The organism is Mycobacterium farcinogenes, from assembly GCF_019739075.1.
GTDB classification, from domain to species: Bacteria; Actinomycetota; Actinomycetes; order Mycobacteriales; family Mycobacteriaceae; genus Mycobacterium; species Mycobacterium senegalense.
Genome location: NZ_CP081673.1, coordinates 3804243 through 3820597 on the forward strand (window position 1 = coordinate 3804243; position 16355 = coordinate 3820597).

Below are 16355 nucleotides of genomic sequence, written 5' to 3' on the forward strand. Positions count from 1 at the left end.
CTCATGTCCCCGTTACCCGTCATCCCGACACCCTGCGTCGATCATCCTCGATAAGCGTTGCGGGCGCCCCTGAATCGCCCAGTCCGGCGCCATTCTCACTTCGCGGGTCACCGTTTTCGGGTGACTCGGACTCCACTGGCGGCCCGCCGCCCGACTCAACTGGCGGCCCGCCACCGAGCGCAGCCAGGACGGCCTTCGCCGTCGCCACCCCGATCCCCGGCACCGCGGTGATCTCCTCCACCGTGGCCTCTTTGAGTCGCGCCACCGAGCCGAAATGGGTCACCAACGCCTTGCGGCGCTGCTCTCCGAGTCCGCGCACCGAATCGAGTGCCGAGGCGGTCATCCGCTTGGACCGCTTGCTGCGGTGGTAGCTGATCGCGAACCGGTGTGCCTCGTCGCGCACACGTTGCAACAGATACAACCCCTCGCTGTTGCGCGGGAAGATCACCGGATCCGGCTCGGACGGCACCCACACCTCTTCCAGCCGCTTGGCCAGCCCGATCACCGCGACATCAGTGACACCCAACTCGTCGAGCACCGCAGCGGCCGCATTGACCTGGGGAGCACCGCCGTCGACCACGAACAGGTTGGGCGGATAGGCGAACCGGCGTGGGCGCTGCTCGGTGCTGGGGTCGGGTTGCGCATCGGTGACGTGCCGCAGAAAGCGGCGTCGGGTCACCTCGGCGATCGAGGCGACGTCGTCCGAGCGCCCCTCACCGGCAGCCTCGCGGATCGCATAGTGCCGGTAATCCGACTTCCGCGGCAGCCCGTCCTCGAACACCACCAGCGAGGCGACCACATCGGTGCCCTGCACGTGGCTGATGTCCACGCACTCGATCCGCAACGGCGCATCGGCCAGGCCGAGGGAATCCTGAATGCTCTGCAGTGCTTCCGATCTCGCGTTGAAGTCGCCGGCACGCTTGAGCTTGTGTTGGGCCAGGGCCTCGTGGGCGTTGCGGGCGACAGTCTCGGCCAGGGTGCGCTTGTCACCGCGAACCGGCACCCGCAGGCTCACCCGCGAACCGCGAAGCCCTGACAACCATGCCGACAGTTCATCGGCGTTGGGGGGCAGCACCGGCACCAACACCTCCCGAGGCACCGGGTTGGTCGCCTCGTCGGCGGCGCCGCCGAGTTCGGCCTGTTCCCCATAGAACTGGGTCAAGAACTGCTCGACGAGCTGCTCCTGCCCCGATTTTTCGGGATCCGAATCACGGGTCGCCTCCGGCTCCGAAGACTTCTCGACGATCCAGCCCCGCTGACCCCGAACCCGGCCGCCACGCACGTGGAACACCTGAACCGCCGCCTCGAGGTCGTCGTCGGCGAACGCCACCACGTCGGCGTCGGTGCCGTCGCCCAGCACCACGGCCTGCTTCTCCAGCGCTCGCTTGAGCGCGCCGATGTCGTCACGCAGCCGGGCCGCACGCTCGAAATCCAGCTCCTCGGCGGCCGCGGTCATCTGCTGCTCCAGGTCGCGGGCCAACCGGTCGGTCTTGCCCGACAGGAAATCGCAGAAGTCCAGCACGATCCGCCGGTGCTCCTCGGCACTCACCCGGCCGATGCACGGCGCCGAACACTTGTCGATGTAGCCGAGCAGACATGGGCGGTCGATCTGCCTGTGCCGCTTGAACACTCCCGCCGAACAGGTCCTGGCCGGGAACACCCGAGTCAGCAGATCGAGCGTCTCGCGGATCGCCCAGGCATGCGAATACGGACCGAAGTACCGCACCCCCTTGCGGCGCGGCCCGCGGTACACCATCAGCCGGGGGTACTCCTCGTTGAGCGTGACGGCCAGCACCGGGTAGGTCTTGTCGTCGCGGTAGCGGATGTTGAAGCGAGGATCGAACTCCTTGATCCAGTTGTACTCCAACTGCAGTGCCTCGACCTCGGTGGTGACCACCGTCCACTCGACACTGCCCGCCGTCATCACCATCTGCCGGGTGCGGGGCGCGAGGCTCGCGACGTCGGCGAAGTACGACGTCAGCCGGCTGCGCAGGCTCTTGGCCTTGCCGACATAGATGACCCGACCATGCGGGTCTCGGAACCGGTACACGCCCGGCTCCACTGGTATCGATCCGGGCGCCGGCCGGTACGTCGCTGGATCGGGCACGGTTTCCAGGTTACTGCCGCGATCGGAGTGAACTCCGCTACCGTCGAGGTGTGCGATTGCTGACGTCCACGCGTTCGGTCATCGCCCTGCTCAGTGTCGCCGCGACAGTCCTTGCCGGATGCGGCGGCGACAATCGGCGTCCGGCGAAGACCGTCGCCGGACCGTGCGAGATTGTGTCGAACGGCACTCCACTGCCGAAGCCGCCTCCCGCTCCTGGGCCACCACCGGCCGGCCCGGCGGCACCGGCCCCATCACGCGACCTGGCGACCACCCCCGAGATCGGCACCGGCTACCGCACCGACATGACCGCCGTCCGCACGGCGACCTACGCGGTGGCCACCGCCAATCCGCTGGCCACCGAAGCAGCGTGCAAGGTGCTGCGCGACGGCGGCACCGCCGCCGACGCACTGGTGACCGCACAGGCGGTCCTCGGCCTGGTCGAGCCCCAGTCCTCCGGGATCGGCGGCGGCGGCTTCCTGCTGTACTACGACGCGGCACGCAACGCCGTACGCGCATTCGACGGACGTGAGACCGCCCCGGCCGCGGCCACCGAGAACTACCTGCGCTGGGTGTCAGAGTCCGATCGCACCGCCCCCAAACCCGACGCCCGGGCATCGGGCCGTGCCATCGGAGTGCCGGGCATCGTCCGACTGCTCGACGACACCCACCGGCAGTTCGGCAAGAAAACCTGGCGTGATCTGTTCACCCCCGCCGTGTCCCTGGCCGATCGGGGGTTCGACATCAGCCCACGGCTGGCAGCAGCTATCGACGACGCCGACGCGCAACTCCGGCTTGACCCCGCCGCCGCCGGCTACTTCCTCAACGCCGACGGTAGCCCGAAACCGGTCGGCACCCGGATGACCAACCCGGCCTACGCGAAAACCTTGGGCGCCATCGCATCCGAGGGTGCCCGGGCCTTCTACACCGGTGACATCGCCCGCGCTGTCGTGGCGGCTACCGCCGATACCAGCGGCAGCCGCACACCGGGGTCGATGTCCGAACAGGACCTCGCCACCTATGCCGTCAAGCAACGCGACCCGGTGTGCACGACCTACCGCGGCCGCGAGGTCTGCGGTATGCCACCCCCGTCCTCCGGTGGTATCGCGGTGGCCGCCACCCTCGGCATCCTCGAGCACTTCCCCATGAGCAACTACAAGCCGGCCCGCGTCGACCGCAACGGCGGTCACCCGTCGGTGACCGGGGTGCACCTGATCTCGGAGGCCGAACGTCTCGCCTACGCCGACAGGGACCGCTACGTCGCCGACACCGATTTCGTCCCACTGCCGGGCGGATCGGCCGAAGCCCTGCTCGATGACGCCTACCTGACGGGCCGCGCCGCCCTGATCTCCCGCGATCACACGATGGGTGTGGCCACGCCCGGGGATTTCGCGCCACCGATGACCATCCCGCCGGCACCCGAACACGGCACCAGCCAGATCAGCATCATCGACAGCTTCGGCAACGCCGCATCCCTGACCACCACGATCGAATCCGCTTTCGGCTCCTTCCACATGGTCGACGGCTTCCTGCTCAACAACCAGCTCACGGACTTCTCCGCCGAGCCGATCAGCGCCGAAGGACAACCACTGCCCAACCGGGTGCAGCCCGGCAAGCGTCCGCGCAGCACCATGGCGCCCACCCTGGTGTTCGACAAGACGGGCCCGCAACGGGGACCCTTATACGCCGTGCTGGGCTCCCCGGGCGGTGCGGTCATCATCCAGTACGTCGTGAAAACCCTTGTCGGCGTCCTGGATTGGAACCTCGATCCGCAGCAGGCGGTATCGATGATCGACTTCGGCGCGGCCAACACACCCGTCACCAATGTCGGCGGTGAGCATCCGTTGGTCGACACGATCGCCAACGGGGATCGTGATCAACTTGTCGGCGGCCTGCGGGCACTCGGGCATCAGGTGTCGCTGGCCGACCAGTCGAGCGGGCTCTCGGCCCTGGTGCGCACATCCTCGGGCTGGATCGGGGGCGCCGATCCGCGTCGCGAGGGTGTGGTGCTCGGCGACGTCGGTTGATCCGGCGCGAATCAGGCGAGTTTCGAGCGGTACCGGTCGATCAGGTCACGGACCTCGTCCATGGCCTCGACGGCGCGACCCTTGTCGATGGCCTGGATCGCCATCACCGGGATGTACTCGTCGTCGGGCAGGTCCAGGCGCGCCCACCGGGCCCCCACCGGGAAGGACACGCCGAGCGCCTCCGACCACGGAATGACCTTGAAGCCGATCAGGTTCCGGACCGCTACGCCCGCGGGGCCGATCTTGAGCCGGGGCCGCGCGAACAACAGCACCACGCAGCCGATGATCGCTCCCAACAACGCGATCGCCACCTGGTCGGAGGTCTGGAAGACCACGCCGGTGGACCCCACCTTGAGCAGCACACCGACCGCGACGTGCGCCAGGAAGATGATCAGTGCCGCGCCGTAGGCGAAATACGGTGTGCGATAAGGCCGGATATCGAGGTCCCAGTCCGCGGTCTTCTTCTCGGTCATCGGTCGGTCACGCCTTGGCGCGCAGGTCCCGCAGGGTCAGCGCAGTCGACAAAGCGGCGGCCGCCGCCTGGGCGCCCTTGTCCTCGGTAGAGCCCGGGAGACCGGCGCGGTCCAGGGCCTGGGTCTCGTTGTCGGTGGTCAGCACGCCGTTGGCGACCGGAGTGGACGCGTCGAGCGACACCCGCGTCAAACCCTGCGTCACCGCGTCGCAGACATAGTCGAAGTGCGGTGTCTGGCCCCGGATGACCACACCCAACGCCACCACCGCGTCATGCGTGGCCGCCAATGCCTGTGCCACCACGGGGATTTCGATGGCGCCGAGCACTCGCACCACCGTCGGGTCGTCGATGCCGGCCTCGGCGGCGACCTTACGTGCCCCGTCGAGCAGCGCATCACAGATCTGGGTGTGCCAGGTGCTGGCCACGATTGCCAGCTTCACCTTCGACGCGTCCACCTGAGGCAGGTCGGGAACTCCGTGGCCGCTCACAGGCTCGAACCCGAATCGGTCCCGCTGGGCGGCCGACGGTCCCCGAGCAGGTACACCGCCTCGTCGTAGTCGTCCATGCTCACCGCTTCGTCGTAGTCCTCAAGCCCGATGAGGTCGTGGCCCATCCGGTCCCGCTTGGTCATCAGGTAGCGGATGTTCTCCGAGTTGGCGCGCACCGGCAACGGCACCCGCTCGATGATGTGCAGCCCGTAACCGTCGAGCCCCACCCGCTTGGCCGGGTTGTTGGTCAGCAGCCGCATGGACCGGATACCGAGGTCGACCAGGATCTGCGCGCCGATGCCGTAGTCACGCGCGTCGGCCGGCAAACCGAGTTTCAGGTTCGCGTCGACGGTGTCCTCACCGGCATCCTGGAGTTGATAGGCCTGCAGTTTGTGCATCAGTCCGATACCGCGGCCCTCATGGCCGCGCATGTACAGCACCACGCCGCGGCCCTCACGCGCCACCATCGCCATCGCGGCGTCCAGCTGCGGCCCGCAGTCACAGCGCCGGGAGCCGAACACGTCACCGGTCAGGCATTCGGAGTGCACCCGCACCAGGACATCGTGGCCGTCGCTGGCCGGGCCGGAGATGTCGCCGCGCACCAGCGCGACATGCTCGACGTCCTCGTAGATGCTCTTGTAACCGACGGCCACGAACTCGCCGTGCCGGGTCGGGATGCGAGCCTCCGCGATGCGCTCGATGTGCTTCTCGTGCTTGCGACGCCATTCGATCAAGTCGGCGATCGAGATCAGTGCCAGGTCATGGTCATCGGCGAAGACCCGCAGCTCGTCGGTGCGCGCCATGTCGCCTTCGTCCTTCTGGCTGACGATCTCGCAGATCGCACCGGCGGGCTGCAGCCCGGCCAGGCGGGCCAGGTCCACGGCGGCCTCGGTGTGGCCCGGACGGCGCAGCACGCCGCCGTCCTTGGCGCGCAGCGGAACCACGTGGCCGGGCTTGGTGAAGTCATCGGCGACGGTGGACGGATCGGCCAGCGCCCGCATCGTGGTGGCCCGGTCGGACGCCGAAATACCGGTTCCCACATCCTTTTTCGCGTCCACCGTGACGGTGTAGGCGGTGCCGTGCTTGTCCTGGTTGACCGCGTACATGGGCAACAGGCCCAGCCGGTCGCAGATTTCGCCGTCCAGCGGCACACAGAGATAGCCGGAGGTGTAGCGGACCATGAAGGCCACGAGTTCGGGAGTCGCCTTCTCGGCGGCGAAGATGAGATCGCCCTCGTTCTCGCGATCCTCGTCGTCGATCACCACCACGGCTTTGCCCGCCGCGATATCGGCAATCGCCCTCTCGACGGAATCGAGCCTGGTCATCTGCGCCACCTTGCCTGTTCTCATGCCAGGTCCCAAATCCGGGACCATGTGCCGACTCCAGTATGAACCACCGAAATCCAGCGGTTATTGCCAGCTCTTACTCACCGGGACCGGCCATCAGCCGTTCCACGTACTTGGCGATGATGTCGACCTCCAGATTGACCGTCGTCCCCACGGTCGCGTGCCCCAGTGTGGTGAGCTCGCGGGTGGTGGGGATCAGCGACACCTCGAACCAGTCGTCACCCACCGCGGACACGGTCAGCGACACCCCGTCGACGGTGATCGAGCCCTTCTCCACCACATACCGCGACAGGGCGGCGGGCAGACCGATGCGCACCACTTCCCAGTGCTCGAAGGGCGTGCGGGAAATCACAGTGCCGGTGCCGTCCACATGGCCCTGCACGATGTGCCCGCCGAGGCGACTGTTGACCGCCGCCGCCCGCTCCAAATTGACCTGGCTGCCGACGCCGACCCCACCCAGGCTGGACCGGTTGAGCGTCTCCCCCATCACGTCGGCGGTGAACACGCCGTCGGGAAGAACGTCCACCACGGTCAGGCAGACCCCGTTCACCGCGATCGAATCGCCGTGGCCGGCGTCGGCGGTGACCACGGGCCCGCGGATGGTGAACCGGGCGGCATCCGTCAGCTCCGCCTTGTCGACCAGGACACCCAGCTCTTCAACGATTCCGGTGAACACGTGACCAGACTATTCAGTCGAGTGTGAGTTGGAGAAAACGCCCGACCGCCGCGAGCCTCTACGATGCAAGTCATGCAGACGCGCCCACGCTTCGCAGTCCAGTCCTTACTCGCAATCCTCTTCGCAGCGGCCGCCCTCGTCGCGGGTTGCTCGTCGTCCTCAGAAAAGTCGAACGCCCCACTGCCCGACGCGGCCGAGCTGCTGCAGCAGTCCGCCGCGACCACCAAGGCCCAGCAGAGCGTGCATCTGCTGCTGACCGTCGAGGGCACCATCAAGGGCCTCCCCGTCGAGAAGCTCGACGGCGACCTGACCAACACGCCCGCCGTCGCCGCTCAGGGGACTGTCGACCTCAACGCCTTCGGCCAGAAGATCTCCGACGCGAAGTTCGTCGTCGCCGACGGGACGCTGTACGCCGCGCTGACCGCGGGCGATCCGCTGTCCGACTACGGACCCGCCGAGAAGATCTACGACGTGTCGACCATCCTGAACCCCGATCTCGGCCTGGCCAACGTGCTGGCGAACCTCAGCGACCCGAAGGCCGAGGGCCGCGAGTCGATCAACGGCACCGAAGGTGTCCGGGTGACCGGCACGGTCAGCGCGGAAGCGGTCAACAAGATCGCACCCCAGCTCAAGGCGGAGGGCCCGGTCCCCGGCACCGCGTGGATCTCCGAAGACGGCGACCACGCCCTGCTGCAGGCCAAGCTCGAACCCACCCCCGGTAACAGCGTCACCATGACCCTGACCGACTGGGGCAAGCAGGTCACCGTCACCAAGCCCGCGTCCTGATGCGGGCCGCGGAGTCGGCCCGCTCCGGCCGCAACCGCCACATCGCGATCAGCGCGGGCAGTCTCGCCGTGCTGCTCGGTGCCCTCGACACCTATGTCGTGGTCACGATCATGACCGACATCATGGCCGACGTCGGTATCGCGATCAACAAGATTCAGCAGGTCACGCCCATTATCACCGGGTACCTGCTGGGCTACATCGCGGCCATGCCGCTGCTGGGCCGGGCCTCGGACCGGTTCGGGCGCAAGATGCTGATCCAGGTCGGTTTGGCCGGCTTCGCTGTCGGCTCGGTGATCACCGCGCTGTCGGGCGACCTGACCACGCTGGTCATCGGCCGCGTGGTGCAGGGCACCGCGAGCGGCGCGCTGCTGCCGGTGACGCTGGCGCTGGCGGCCGATCTGTGGGCGGCGCGAAACCGGGCCGCGGTGCTCGGCGGCGTGGGCGCAGCGCAGGAATTCGGCAGTGTGCTGGGCCCGCTCTACGGCATCGGTGCGGTGGCACTGTTCCACCATTGGCAGGCCGTGTTCTGGATCAACGTGCCGCTGGCAGTGATCGCCATGGTGATGATCCACTTCAGCCTGCCGGGCAAAGAACCGAGCGACCACCCCGAGAAAGTCGATGTGGTCGGCGGCGTCCTGCTGGCCATCGCATTGGGCCTGGCCGTCGTGGGCCTGTACAACCCGGAACCCGACGGCAAGCAGGTTCTGCCCGAGTGGGGCCTCCCGCTGCTGATCGGCGCGCTGGTGGCAGCCGTGGCGTTCTTCGTGTGGGAGAAGGTGGCCCGCACCCGGCTGATCGAGCCCGCGGGCGTGAAGTTCGTGCCTTTCCTCGCCGCACTGGCCGCCTCGCTGTGCACCGGTGCGGCGCTGATGGTGACGCTGGTCAATGTCGAACTGTTCGGCCAGGGCGTGCTCGGCAAGGACAAGTACGATGCCGCCTTTCTGCTGCTGCGGTTCCTGATCGCCCTGCCGATCGGCGCGCTGATCGGTGGCTGGATCGCCACCCGGGTCGGCGATCGCATCGTCAGCTTCGTCGGCCTGATGGTCGCGGCCGGCGGCTTCTGGCGGATCACCCACTGGTCGATCGACGTGCTCGACAAGACCTACGACCTGGCTCTGTTCCAGCTGCCGGTGCTCGACACCGACCTGGCGATCGTGGGTCTCGGGCTCGGGCTGGTGATCGCCCCGCTGACCTCGGCGACGCTGCGGGTGGTGCCCGCTGCGCAGCACGGCATCGCCTCGGCGTTCGTCGTGGTGGCCCGGATGATCGGCATGCTGATCGGCATGGCGGCGCTGTCCGCCTGGGGTCTGTACCGGTTCAATCAGCACCTGTCCGGTCTGGCCGCGGCGGCCAACACCAGCGAGATGTCGCTGCAGGAGCGCTTGGCGTCGCAGGCCACCCGCTATCGCGAGGCGTATGTGTCGATGTACGGCGACATGTTCGGCGTCACCGCGGTCGTCTGCGTGGTGGGTGCGGTGCTCGGCTTGTTGATCGCTGCGCGTCATGTCCACGCCGACGAACTCGACGGCCCGCCTACCGGCGATGGCGCTGCCGCCCGCGATGACAGGGACGCTCCGACCGGGCAGCTCTACCTGCCGACGCAGGTGCTGCCGGTCCAGTCCGCCGACGAGCCGATCCAGCTACCGCCCCAGCAACCGCCGGGGCGGCACCGATCGGACTGATCGGTTCAGCAACGCTCGACGCCAGGGCGGAGCAGACGTGGTGCCTGGCCGGCCTCCACCGGCCGGTCAGGCAGCACCAGGCGAAGTGGGGCGCGTACCAGCGCCCGAATAGCGCGAGGGGTAAATGCCGTGGTGGGGAGCCAGTCCTGCAGTGCAGTCATGCTCGCGTCCTTTGCTCGTGTTCACCGGGCGCGGATTCGGCAGTGAACGCGCTTTGGCACGAGTGTACCGATTAACACCACCAGCGGCCGGTTCGTCACCAGCTTAACTTAGGTAACCCTAACTACAGCTGGCTACCTTTGCGCATGCTGTCAGTTGGGCACCAGACTCAGGCGGACATCGGGCCCGATGGCGGTGATGCCGTCGAACTTCCACCGCTGGGCGTTCCCGATGCTGGGCACCCCGATGTCGTCGACCGCGGTGATCGGCCCACCCAGCAGCATCGGTGCCACATAGGCCAGGATCCGGTCGACCACGCCGGCCCTCAGGAAAGCTCCGGCGAGCGTCGGCCCGCCCTCGAGGAGCACATCCGTGCGGCCCCCCAGCGACCGCATCACCTCGTGCGGATCATGCGTGCGAATCAACATCGTGTGCGAATCATCGTTGAGCACCTTGGCATCCGGGGATACCTCCCGCATGCCCACCACGACCCGCAGGGGCTGATGGTCGGTGAGTGTCCCGTCGGGTCGCCGAGCCGTCAGCGTCGGATCGTCGACGAACACCGTGCCGGTGCCGACCACGATCGCGTCGGCCGCGGCACGCTTGCGATGCACGTCCGCGCGCGCGGCCTCACTGGTGATCCACTGGCTGGAACCATCGGCGGCGGCACTGCGGCCGTCCACGCTTGTCGCGAATTTCCATGTGACATGCGGCATTCCGGTGCGTTGCTTGTGCAGCCATTCCCGTAGCGACCCCTGCTCCACATCGTCGGCGAGCAGACCCGGGCTGACGGTGACACCGGCATCGACAAGCCGTTGCGCACCGCCGGCCGCCGCCGGATTGGGGTCGGACGCCGCGTAGGTGACCGCCGAAATCCCTGCCGCCAGAAGCGCATCCACGCAGGGCGGGGTACGCCCGTGATGATTGCACGGTTCGAGGGTGACGACGGCGGTGCCGCCCTTGGCTCGCTCCCCCGCCGCTCGCAACGCCATCACCTCGGCGTGCGCGCCTCCGACGGGTTGCGTCCCGCCGACGCCGGCGACCTGCCCGTCGCGGTCCAGGATCACCGCGCCGACCGGCGGATTGGGATAGGTCGAGCCCTTGACCTGTTCGGCTTGCTCGATCGCCAGCCGCATCACGGCCTCAGGTGTCATAGCGTCAGGTGTCGCGAAGCGTTCGCGGCCTGCTGACGCAGGGATTCCACCGCGGCGGCCGGATCGGCGGCGCTGTACACCGCGGAGCCGGCGACGAAGCAGTCCACGCCCGCCTCGGCGGCCTGCTCGATGGTGTCGGCATTGATGCCACCGTCGATCTCGACGACGATGGTCAACTCACCGGCATCGACGAGGCGACGTGCCGTACCCACCTTGGCGAGCACTTCGGGGATGAACTTCTGACCGCCGAACCCCGGCTCGACCGACATCACCAACAGCGTGTCGAATTCCTTGAGGATCTCCAGGTACGGCTCCAGCGGGGTGCCCGGCTTCACCGACAGGCCGGCCTTGGCGCCGGCGGCGCGGATGTCCCGCGCCACGCCGATCGGGTTGTCGGTGGCCTCGGCGTGGAAGGTGACGTTGTAGGCACCGGCTTCGGCGTACGGCGGTGCCCAGCGCTCGGGCTGCTCGATCATCAGGTGGCAGTCCATCGGGATGTCGGTCGCCTTGAGCAGCGATTCCACCACCGGCAGGCCCAACGTCAGGTTGGGAACGAAATGGTTGTCCATCACGTCGACGTGCAGCCAGTCGGCCCCGGCCACCGCGGCGACCTCATCGGACAGCCGCGCGAAGTCAGCGGACAGGATGGACGGGGCGATCAATGGAGTCTTGTGCTCCTCGCGTGCGCGGAGGTCTGCCATGGCGGTCAGCCTACTTTCCCGACTTTCAGCGCCGCCGCGAACATCGCATCGGTCCCATGCCGATGCGGCCACAGCTGGACATGCGGTCCGTCGCCGAGGTCGTCGGCCGGGGCAAACAACTCCCGGGTGTCCAGCTGGGTCACCGGATGCCGCCGCACGGCGTCGGCCACGACACCGACCGTCTCGGCCAGGTGCGGCGAGCAGGTCGCATAGAGCACCACGCCGCCGGGACGGGTCAGCGCGATGGCGGCAGCCAACAGCTCACGCTGTAGTTTGGCCAGGCCCGGGACATCGCCGGGTTGACGCCGCCACCGGGCCTCGGGGCGCCGGCGCAACGCGCCCAGGCCGGTACACGGGGCGTCCACCAGCACGCGGTCGAAGCCGGGTTCCAAGCCCGATACGCGCCCGTCCACACGGCGCACGTCGACGTCGAGGCCACGGGTGTTCTCCTCGACCAGATCCGCGCGGCGGGGCGCGGGCTCGACCGCGGTGACGCGGGCACCCGAGGCCGCACCGATGGCGGCCAGCAGCGCGGTCTTGCCACCCGGGCCGGCGCACAGGTCGAGCCAACGACCGTTGTCGGGTCCGTCGAGCTCGGCCAGGGCCAGTGCCCGAGCGACCAGCTGACTGCCCTCGTCTTGGACCTGGGCGGCACCCTCGCGCACGGCTGCCAGCTGTCCGGGGTCACCACCGGGCAGGTAGACGGCGTACGGCGAATACCGGCCGACGGTGCCGTCGGCCTGGGCGGCGAGCTCGTCCGCCGTCATCGCGGTGGGTCGCGCCGCCAGGTGCACCACCGGACGCTCGTCGTCACTGGTCAGCAGGGCTTCGAGTTCACCAGCCCTGGCGCCCAACGCATCGGTGAAGGCCTGGGCGATCCACCGCGGATGGGCGTGCTGGAACGCGGCGTGACCGACGGGGTCGGTGGATGCGGGCGGCGCCAGCTTTTCCATCCACTCCTGTTCGGTGCTGCGGGATATGGTCCGCAGCACACCGTTGACGAAACCCGCTCGGGCCGTGTCGAATTCGATGCCGGCCTGTTCGACGGTGGTGGACACCGCGGCGTGCGGCTCGACGCGGGTACGCAGCAATTGGTAGGCGCCCAGGCGCAACAGATCGAGTAGTACCGGGTCGATCCGGTCGGTCGGACGCCCGGCCGCGGCGGCGATGACGGCGTCGAGCAGCCCCTGGGTCCGGCAGGCACCGTAGGTCAGTTCGGTGGCGAAGGCCGCGTCTCGGCCCTCGATCCCCCGCTCCCGCAGCAGCGCGGGTAGCGCCAGGTTGGCGTAGGAATCGCGTTCGGTCACCGCGCGCAGCACGTCGAACGCGGCGCGGCGGGCCGGATCCAGCGGCGTGCGCCGGTGCTGGCGGTTGCGTTGAGGCGTGCGGTTCTGCCTGTCCGAGGGCCTGTTCACGAGGCACGCACCGATTCGTCGAGCCGTGCACCACGCGCCCAGTCGGCGGCATTCATGAGTTTCTTGCCGGGCGGCTGGATCTGCCCGAGCCGGACCGGTTGCGTACCGGTACCGACGAACACCGCGTTGCGTTCGACACGGATTTCACCGGCCGCCAAGGCATCTCCCGACCGTTCCACCGTGACCGGACCGACCTTGACCCGTAGGTCTCCGATCATGGTCCAGGCACCGGGATTGGGGGTGACCGCGCGGATCTGCCGATCGATGACGTGCGCCGGAAGGTCCCAGCGGACCCGGGCCGACTCGACCGTGATCTTCGGCGCCAGGCTCACCCCATCGGTCGGCTGCGGCACCGCGGTCAGTGCTCCCTCGGCGATGCCGTCCATGGTGGACTCCAACAGTGCGGCACCTGAATCAGCCAGCCGTCCAAGCAAATCGCCGGCGGTGTCGGTATCCCGTACCCGCTCGGTGACGACGCCGTACACCGGCCCGGAGTCCAGTGCCGGCTCGATCAGAAACGTCGTCGCCCCGGTGACCTCGTCCCCGGCGGCCAGCGAAGCCTGTACCGGCGCCGCGCCGCGCCACGCCGGCAGCAACGAGAAATGGAGATTGACCCAGCCGTGCGGAGGCACCGCGAGCAGGCGCTCGCTCAACAGCGCACCGTAGGCGACGACTGCACAGCAGTCCGGTGCCAGCTCGGACAGCTCGGCGATGAACTCGTCGGAGTTGGGCTTGGCCGGCCGCAGGACAGGGATGTCGTGCTCGAGGGCCAGCTTCGCGACCGGTGAGGGCGCGGGCTTGCCGCGACGCCCGGCCGCCGCGTCAGGCCGGGTCAGGACCGCGATCACATCGTGGCGGGGCGAGTCGATCAGCCGCTGCAACGACGGGAGGGCGGGCTCCGGGGTTCCGGCAAAGACAAGACGCACCGCACCAGTTTAGGGATTCGGGGCGCCGGTCCCCTAATGCGGCACTCGGTAGTACTCCCGCTCGGACACCCCGGCCAGCGGCGCCAGATACACCCACGGGATCGTCCCGACGAGGCGGTTGAGGGTGGCCACCGCATCGTTGTAGTACTGCCGGGCGAACGCCAGCTTGTTCTCGGTGTCGGTCAGATTCTGCTGCAGGTCCAGGAAGTTGTTCGACGAATTCAGTTGCGGGTAGGACGATCTCAGGGCCAGCACCCCGGATACGGCATCGTCGAGGTTGCGTTCGGCAGCGCTGCGCTGCCCCACCGAAGACCCGCCCGTCGCCGACGTCAGCGCTGCCTGAGCGCTGCTGACCCGGCCGAGAACCGCCGTCTCATGGGCGGCGAACGTCGCCACGGTCTGCACGAGTGCGGGGATCAGCGCCGCGCGGCGAGCCAGCTCGACATCGATGCCGCCGAGCGCCTCGGCGACGCGTACGTCGGCCGCCTTCAGCTTGTTGAATCCGACCACGAAGCCCACCAGCACCGCGATCGCCAGTACGAGCACCACGACGAGCAGCAGTCTCACCATGAACCGCCTCCTCCCCCTCCGCCGCCGCCCCCGCCACCGCCGCCTCCGCTGGACGACGACCCGCCGCCCGACGAAGAGGACGACGACTGCGAGGCGGTGTACGCCCCGATCGATGATGACAGGGCTGATTCGAAACTGTCGAAATCCGCGCCGGCCGAGCCGCCGGTGAGATCATGGCGGGTGTCCGATGATGACGACGACGAGTCGTACCAGTCTGGTTGGGGTGCAGGCACACCCATGCTGTCCTGATACTTCTTTGCCCACAGCGCGGCCGTCCCGCCTGCCACCGCGAACGGAATATAGGCCAGGTACAGGTCTTTGCGCGCAGCGAAATCAAACCTGGCCTCGGCCGAATCGGTGGACAGCAGCCGGTGGAAACCCTCTGCACGCGACCACAAGTCCCGCCCGGCGGAGGTTCGTCGGGTACCGACACCGCCGTGCCAGCCACGCAGTGAGCACAGGAAGAACACCGCGAAGGGCAGCCCCCACAACGTGATACCGAACCACAGGAAGAAGCCTGCCAGCGCCGCGAAGAACGCCACCACATTGGCGACGCGGACCCACAGTTCTTTACGGCGCTTGACCATGAACCCGCCGTCGAACGCCCATTTCCGCACCGCGACGGCCATGTCGGCTTTGGCCTTGCTGAGTTTCTTGCCGGATGTCGCGGTGTTCTTGGCGGAGAACTCGGCACCTGGGGACATGACTTTGAGGGCCGCACCCACGTCGATGCCCACCGGATCGACGCCGGCCCAGTCCGCGGGCTTCGCGAGACCTTTGATCTTCCAATGCTTGTCACTGATCTGCCGTAGCTCCACCAACCCGCGCTCGGCAAGGTGGAACAGCGTGGCGCTCAGCCCGTTCTTGGGGACGGTCTCGGTGCGGATGTACTCGGTCTGCACCGGCCCGAGCCCTTCCGGCGGCGCGTACTGCACCGGAAACCCCGGGGCCGGTTCGACCGTGGTCCGCGACCAGAAATAGGCGAGCAGGCCCATCCCGACGGTCAGCAGCGCGATCCAGCCCAGCGTGGACAACGACCGGCCGAGGACGCGATCCCAGGTGTACGGCCACGGCAACGCCGTCTGCGGCGGCGTCGCCATGTCGACGCCGGCGCGCAGCGTCACCGGCGTGTGGGGCTCCAGGCCGGTCGCCACCAGCCGCACGGTGTTGCCGTCGGTGCGCAGGCTCGTGCACGCCCGGCCGACACCCAACCCGACACTGCAACCGGCCCCGGTCACCCCGGCCGGCAGGGTGACCGAGATGTCGGCCCGCTCGATCGTGTTGTTCCAGGCCGGCGCGACGACATTCCAGTAGAAGGCAGATCGGGCATCGGGGTTGCCGGTGGTCGCGGCGAACTCGCGGTGAGCCCCGACGGCGCCCGGGTCGAGGACACCGTCGATCGCGTAGCGGATCTCGAAGACGTGGCTGCCCCAGTTCAAGGTGGTGGCGGGGTCGCCGATCTTGGCCACCCGGAACCGTTTCCCGGTTTCCCACAACAGTTCATACGGAATCGGTGAGCCGTCCATGGTGATCGAAGTGATCTCGGGTACCTGGCGCAGCCGGGAGTTGTTCTGGTTGGCCACATCCCAGTAGCGGAAGATCCCGTGCCGGCCGCCCGGAAAGTCGCCGGTGATGGTCTCGACCGCGCTCATCCGGCCGTTGGCGTCGACGGTGAAATCACCGCGGTAGTCGGTGATCACCACCGGATCGGCCGGGCCTGGGCCCGATGCGGACCCGCCCGTGAACACCAGGGGCCACAGCAGGCCAAAGGCGATGAGCGCCAACGCGAACAACCACGACCACACCCGGCGCATGGCAGCCTCCTGGTTCGGCACTCACCGACGACGGG

The 16355-nt window shown here is 68.2% G+C and carries 14 protein-coding genes; 3 read left to right on the forward strand and 11 right to left on the reverse strand.

The annotated features are described in order from the left end of the window. Positions 1-19: 19 nt before the first annotated feature. A complete protein-coding gene (uvrC, locus tag K6L26_RS18080; protein ID WP_047040531.1) occupies positions 20-2107 on the reverse strand; it encodes an excinuclease ABC subunit UvrC in 2088 nt (695 codons plus the stop codon). Between the two features lie 59 nt (positions 2108-2166). Here uvrC and ggt point away from each other — a divergent pair, with 59 nt between their 5' ends. Beyond that, a complete protein-coding gene (gene ggt, locus K6L26_RS18085) occupies positions 2167-4131 on the forward strand; it encodes a gamma-glutamyltransferase (RefSeq protein WP_372514833.1) in 1965 nt (654 codons plus the stop codon). An 11-nt stretch (positions 4132-4142) separates the two neighbouring features. Here the strand turns inward: ggt and K6L26_RS18090 are convergent, their stop codons facing one another. The 4 genes from K6L26_RS18090 to K6L26_RS18105 form a co-directional block, all read right to left on the reverse strand. After that, complete coding sequence (locus K6L26_RS18090; RefSeq protein ID WP_036387672.1) at positions 4143-4604, reverse strand: PH domain-containing protein; 462 nt, start codon at positions 4602-4604, stop codon at positions 4143-4145. A 7-nt stretch (positions 4605-4611) separates the two neighbouring features. Next, positions 4612-5091, reverse strand: a complete 480-nt coding sequence (gene ribH / locus K6L26_RS18095; protein WP_221851037.1) for a 6,7-dimethyl-8-ribityllumazine synthase — start codon at positions 5089-5091, stop codon at positions 4612-4614. Further along, positions 5088-6416: a bifunctional 3,4-dihydroxy-2-butanone-4-phosphate synthase/GTP cyclohydrolase II gene (locus K6L26_RS18100; protein ID WP_036389821.1), complete on the reverse strand. Its 1329-nt coding sequence runs from the start codon at positions 6414-6416 to the stop codon at positions 5088-5090. The genes ribH and K6L26_RS18100 overlap by 4 nt, the downstream gene beginning before the upstream one ends. Positions 6417-6513: 97 nt before the next feature. After that, a complete protein-coding gene (locus tag K6L26_RS18105; protein ID WP_019345682.1) occupies positions 6514-7113 on the reverse strand; it encodes a riboflavin synthase in 600 nt (199 codons plus the stop codon). A 72-nt stretch (positions 7114-7185) separates the two neighbouring features. On the opposite strand from K6L26_RS18105, the gene K6L26_RS18110 reads away from it, so the two are divergent. Beyond that, positions 7186-7899 (forward strand): LppX_LprAFG lipoprotein, encoded by a 714-nt coding sequence (locus K6L26_RS18110; protein ID WP_221851039.1) that lies wholly within the window; start codon positions 7186-7188, stop codon positions 7897-7899. Continuing rightward, positions 7899-9581 carry an MFS transporter gene (locus tag K6L26_RS18115; RefSeq protein WP_221851041.1) on the forward strand — a complete coding sequence of 561 codons (1683 nt, stop codon included), beginning with the start codon at positions 7899-7901 and terminating at the stop codon, positions 9579-9581. The genes K6L26_RS18110 and K6L26_RS18115 overlap by 1 nt, the downstream gene beginning before the upstream one ends. Positions 9582-9892: 311 nt before the next feature. Here K6L26_RS18115 and ribD read toward each other — a convergent pair whose 3' ends face one another. The 6 genes from ribD to K6L26_RS18145 are packed head-to-tail and all read right to left on the reverse strand — an operon-like array spanning position 9893 to position 16320. Continuing rightward, complete coding sequence (gene ribD / locus K6L26_RS18120; RefSeq protein WP_221851043.1) at positions 9893-10894, reverse strand: bifunctional diaminohydroxyphosphoribosylaminopyrimidine deaminase/5-amino-6-(5-phosphoribosylamino)uracil reductase RibD; 1002 nt, start codon at positions 10892-10894, stop codon at positions 9893-9895. Further along, positions 10891-11595 (reverse strand): ribulose-phosphate 3-epimerase, encoded by a 705-nt coding sequence (gene rpe, locus K6L26_RS18125; RefSeq protein ID WP_019345678.1) that lies wholly within the window; start codon positions 11593-11595, stop codon positions 10891-10893. The genes ribD and rpe overlap by 4 nt, the downstream gene beginning before the upstream one ends. A 5-nt stretch (positions 11596-11600) precedes the next feature. Beyond that, entirely contained in the window at positions 11601-13010 is a 1410-nt protein-coding gene (locus K6L26_RS18130) for an RsmB/NOP family class I SAM-dependent RNA methyltransferase (RefSeq protein WP_221851045.1), read from the reverse strand. Then, entirely contained in the window at positions 13007-13936 is a 930-nt protein-coding gene (gene fmt, locus K6L26_RS18135) for a methionyl-tRNA formyltransferase (protein WP_221851046.1), read from the reverse strand. The genes K6L26_RS18130 and fmt overlap by 4 nt, the downstream gene beginning before the upstream one ends. A gap of 33 nt (positions 13937-13969) precedes the next feature. Next, positions 13970-14506, reverse strand: a complete 537-nt coding sequence (locus tag K6L26_RS18140) for a LemA family protein (RefSeq protein ID WP_019345675.1) — start codon at positions 14504-14506, stop codon at positions 13970-13972. Beyond that, positions 14500-16320: a DUF2207 domain-containing protein gene (locus tag K6L26_RS18145; RefSeq protein ID WP_221851048.1), complete on the reverse strand. Its 1821-nt coding sequence runs from the start codon at positions 16318-16320 to the stop codon at positions 14500-14502. The genes K6L26_RS18140 and K6L26_RS18145 overlap by 7 nt, the downstream gene beginning before the upstream one ends. Positions 16321-16355: the final 35 nt, after the last annotated feature.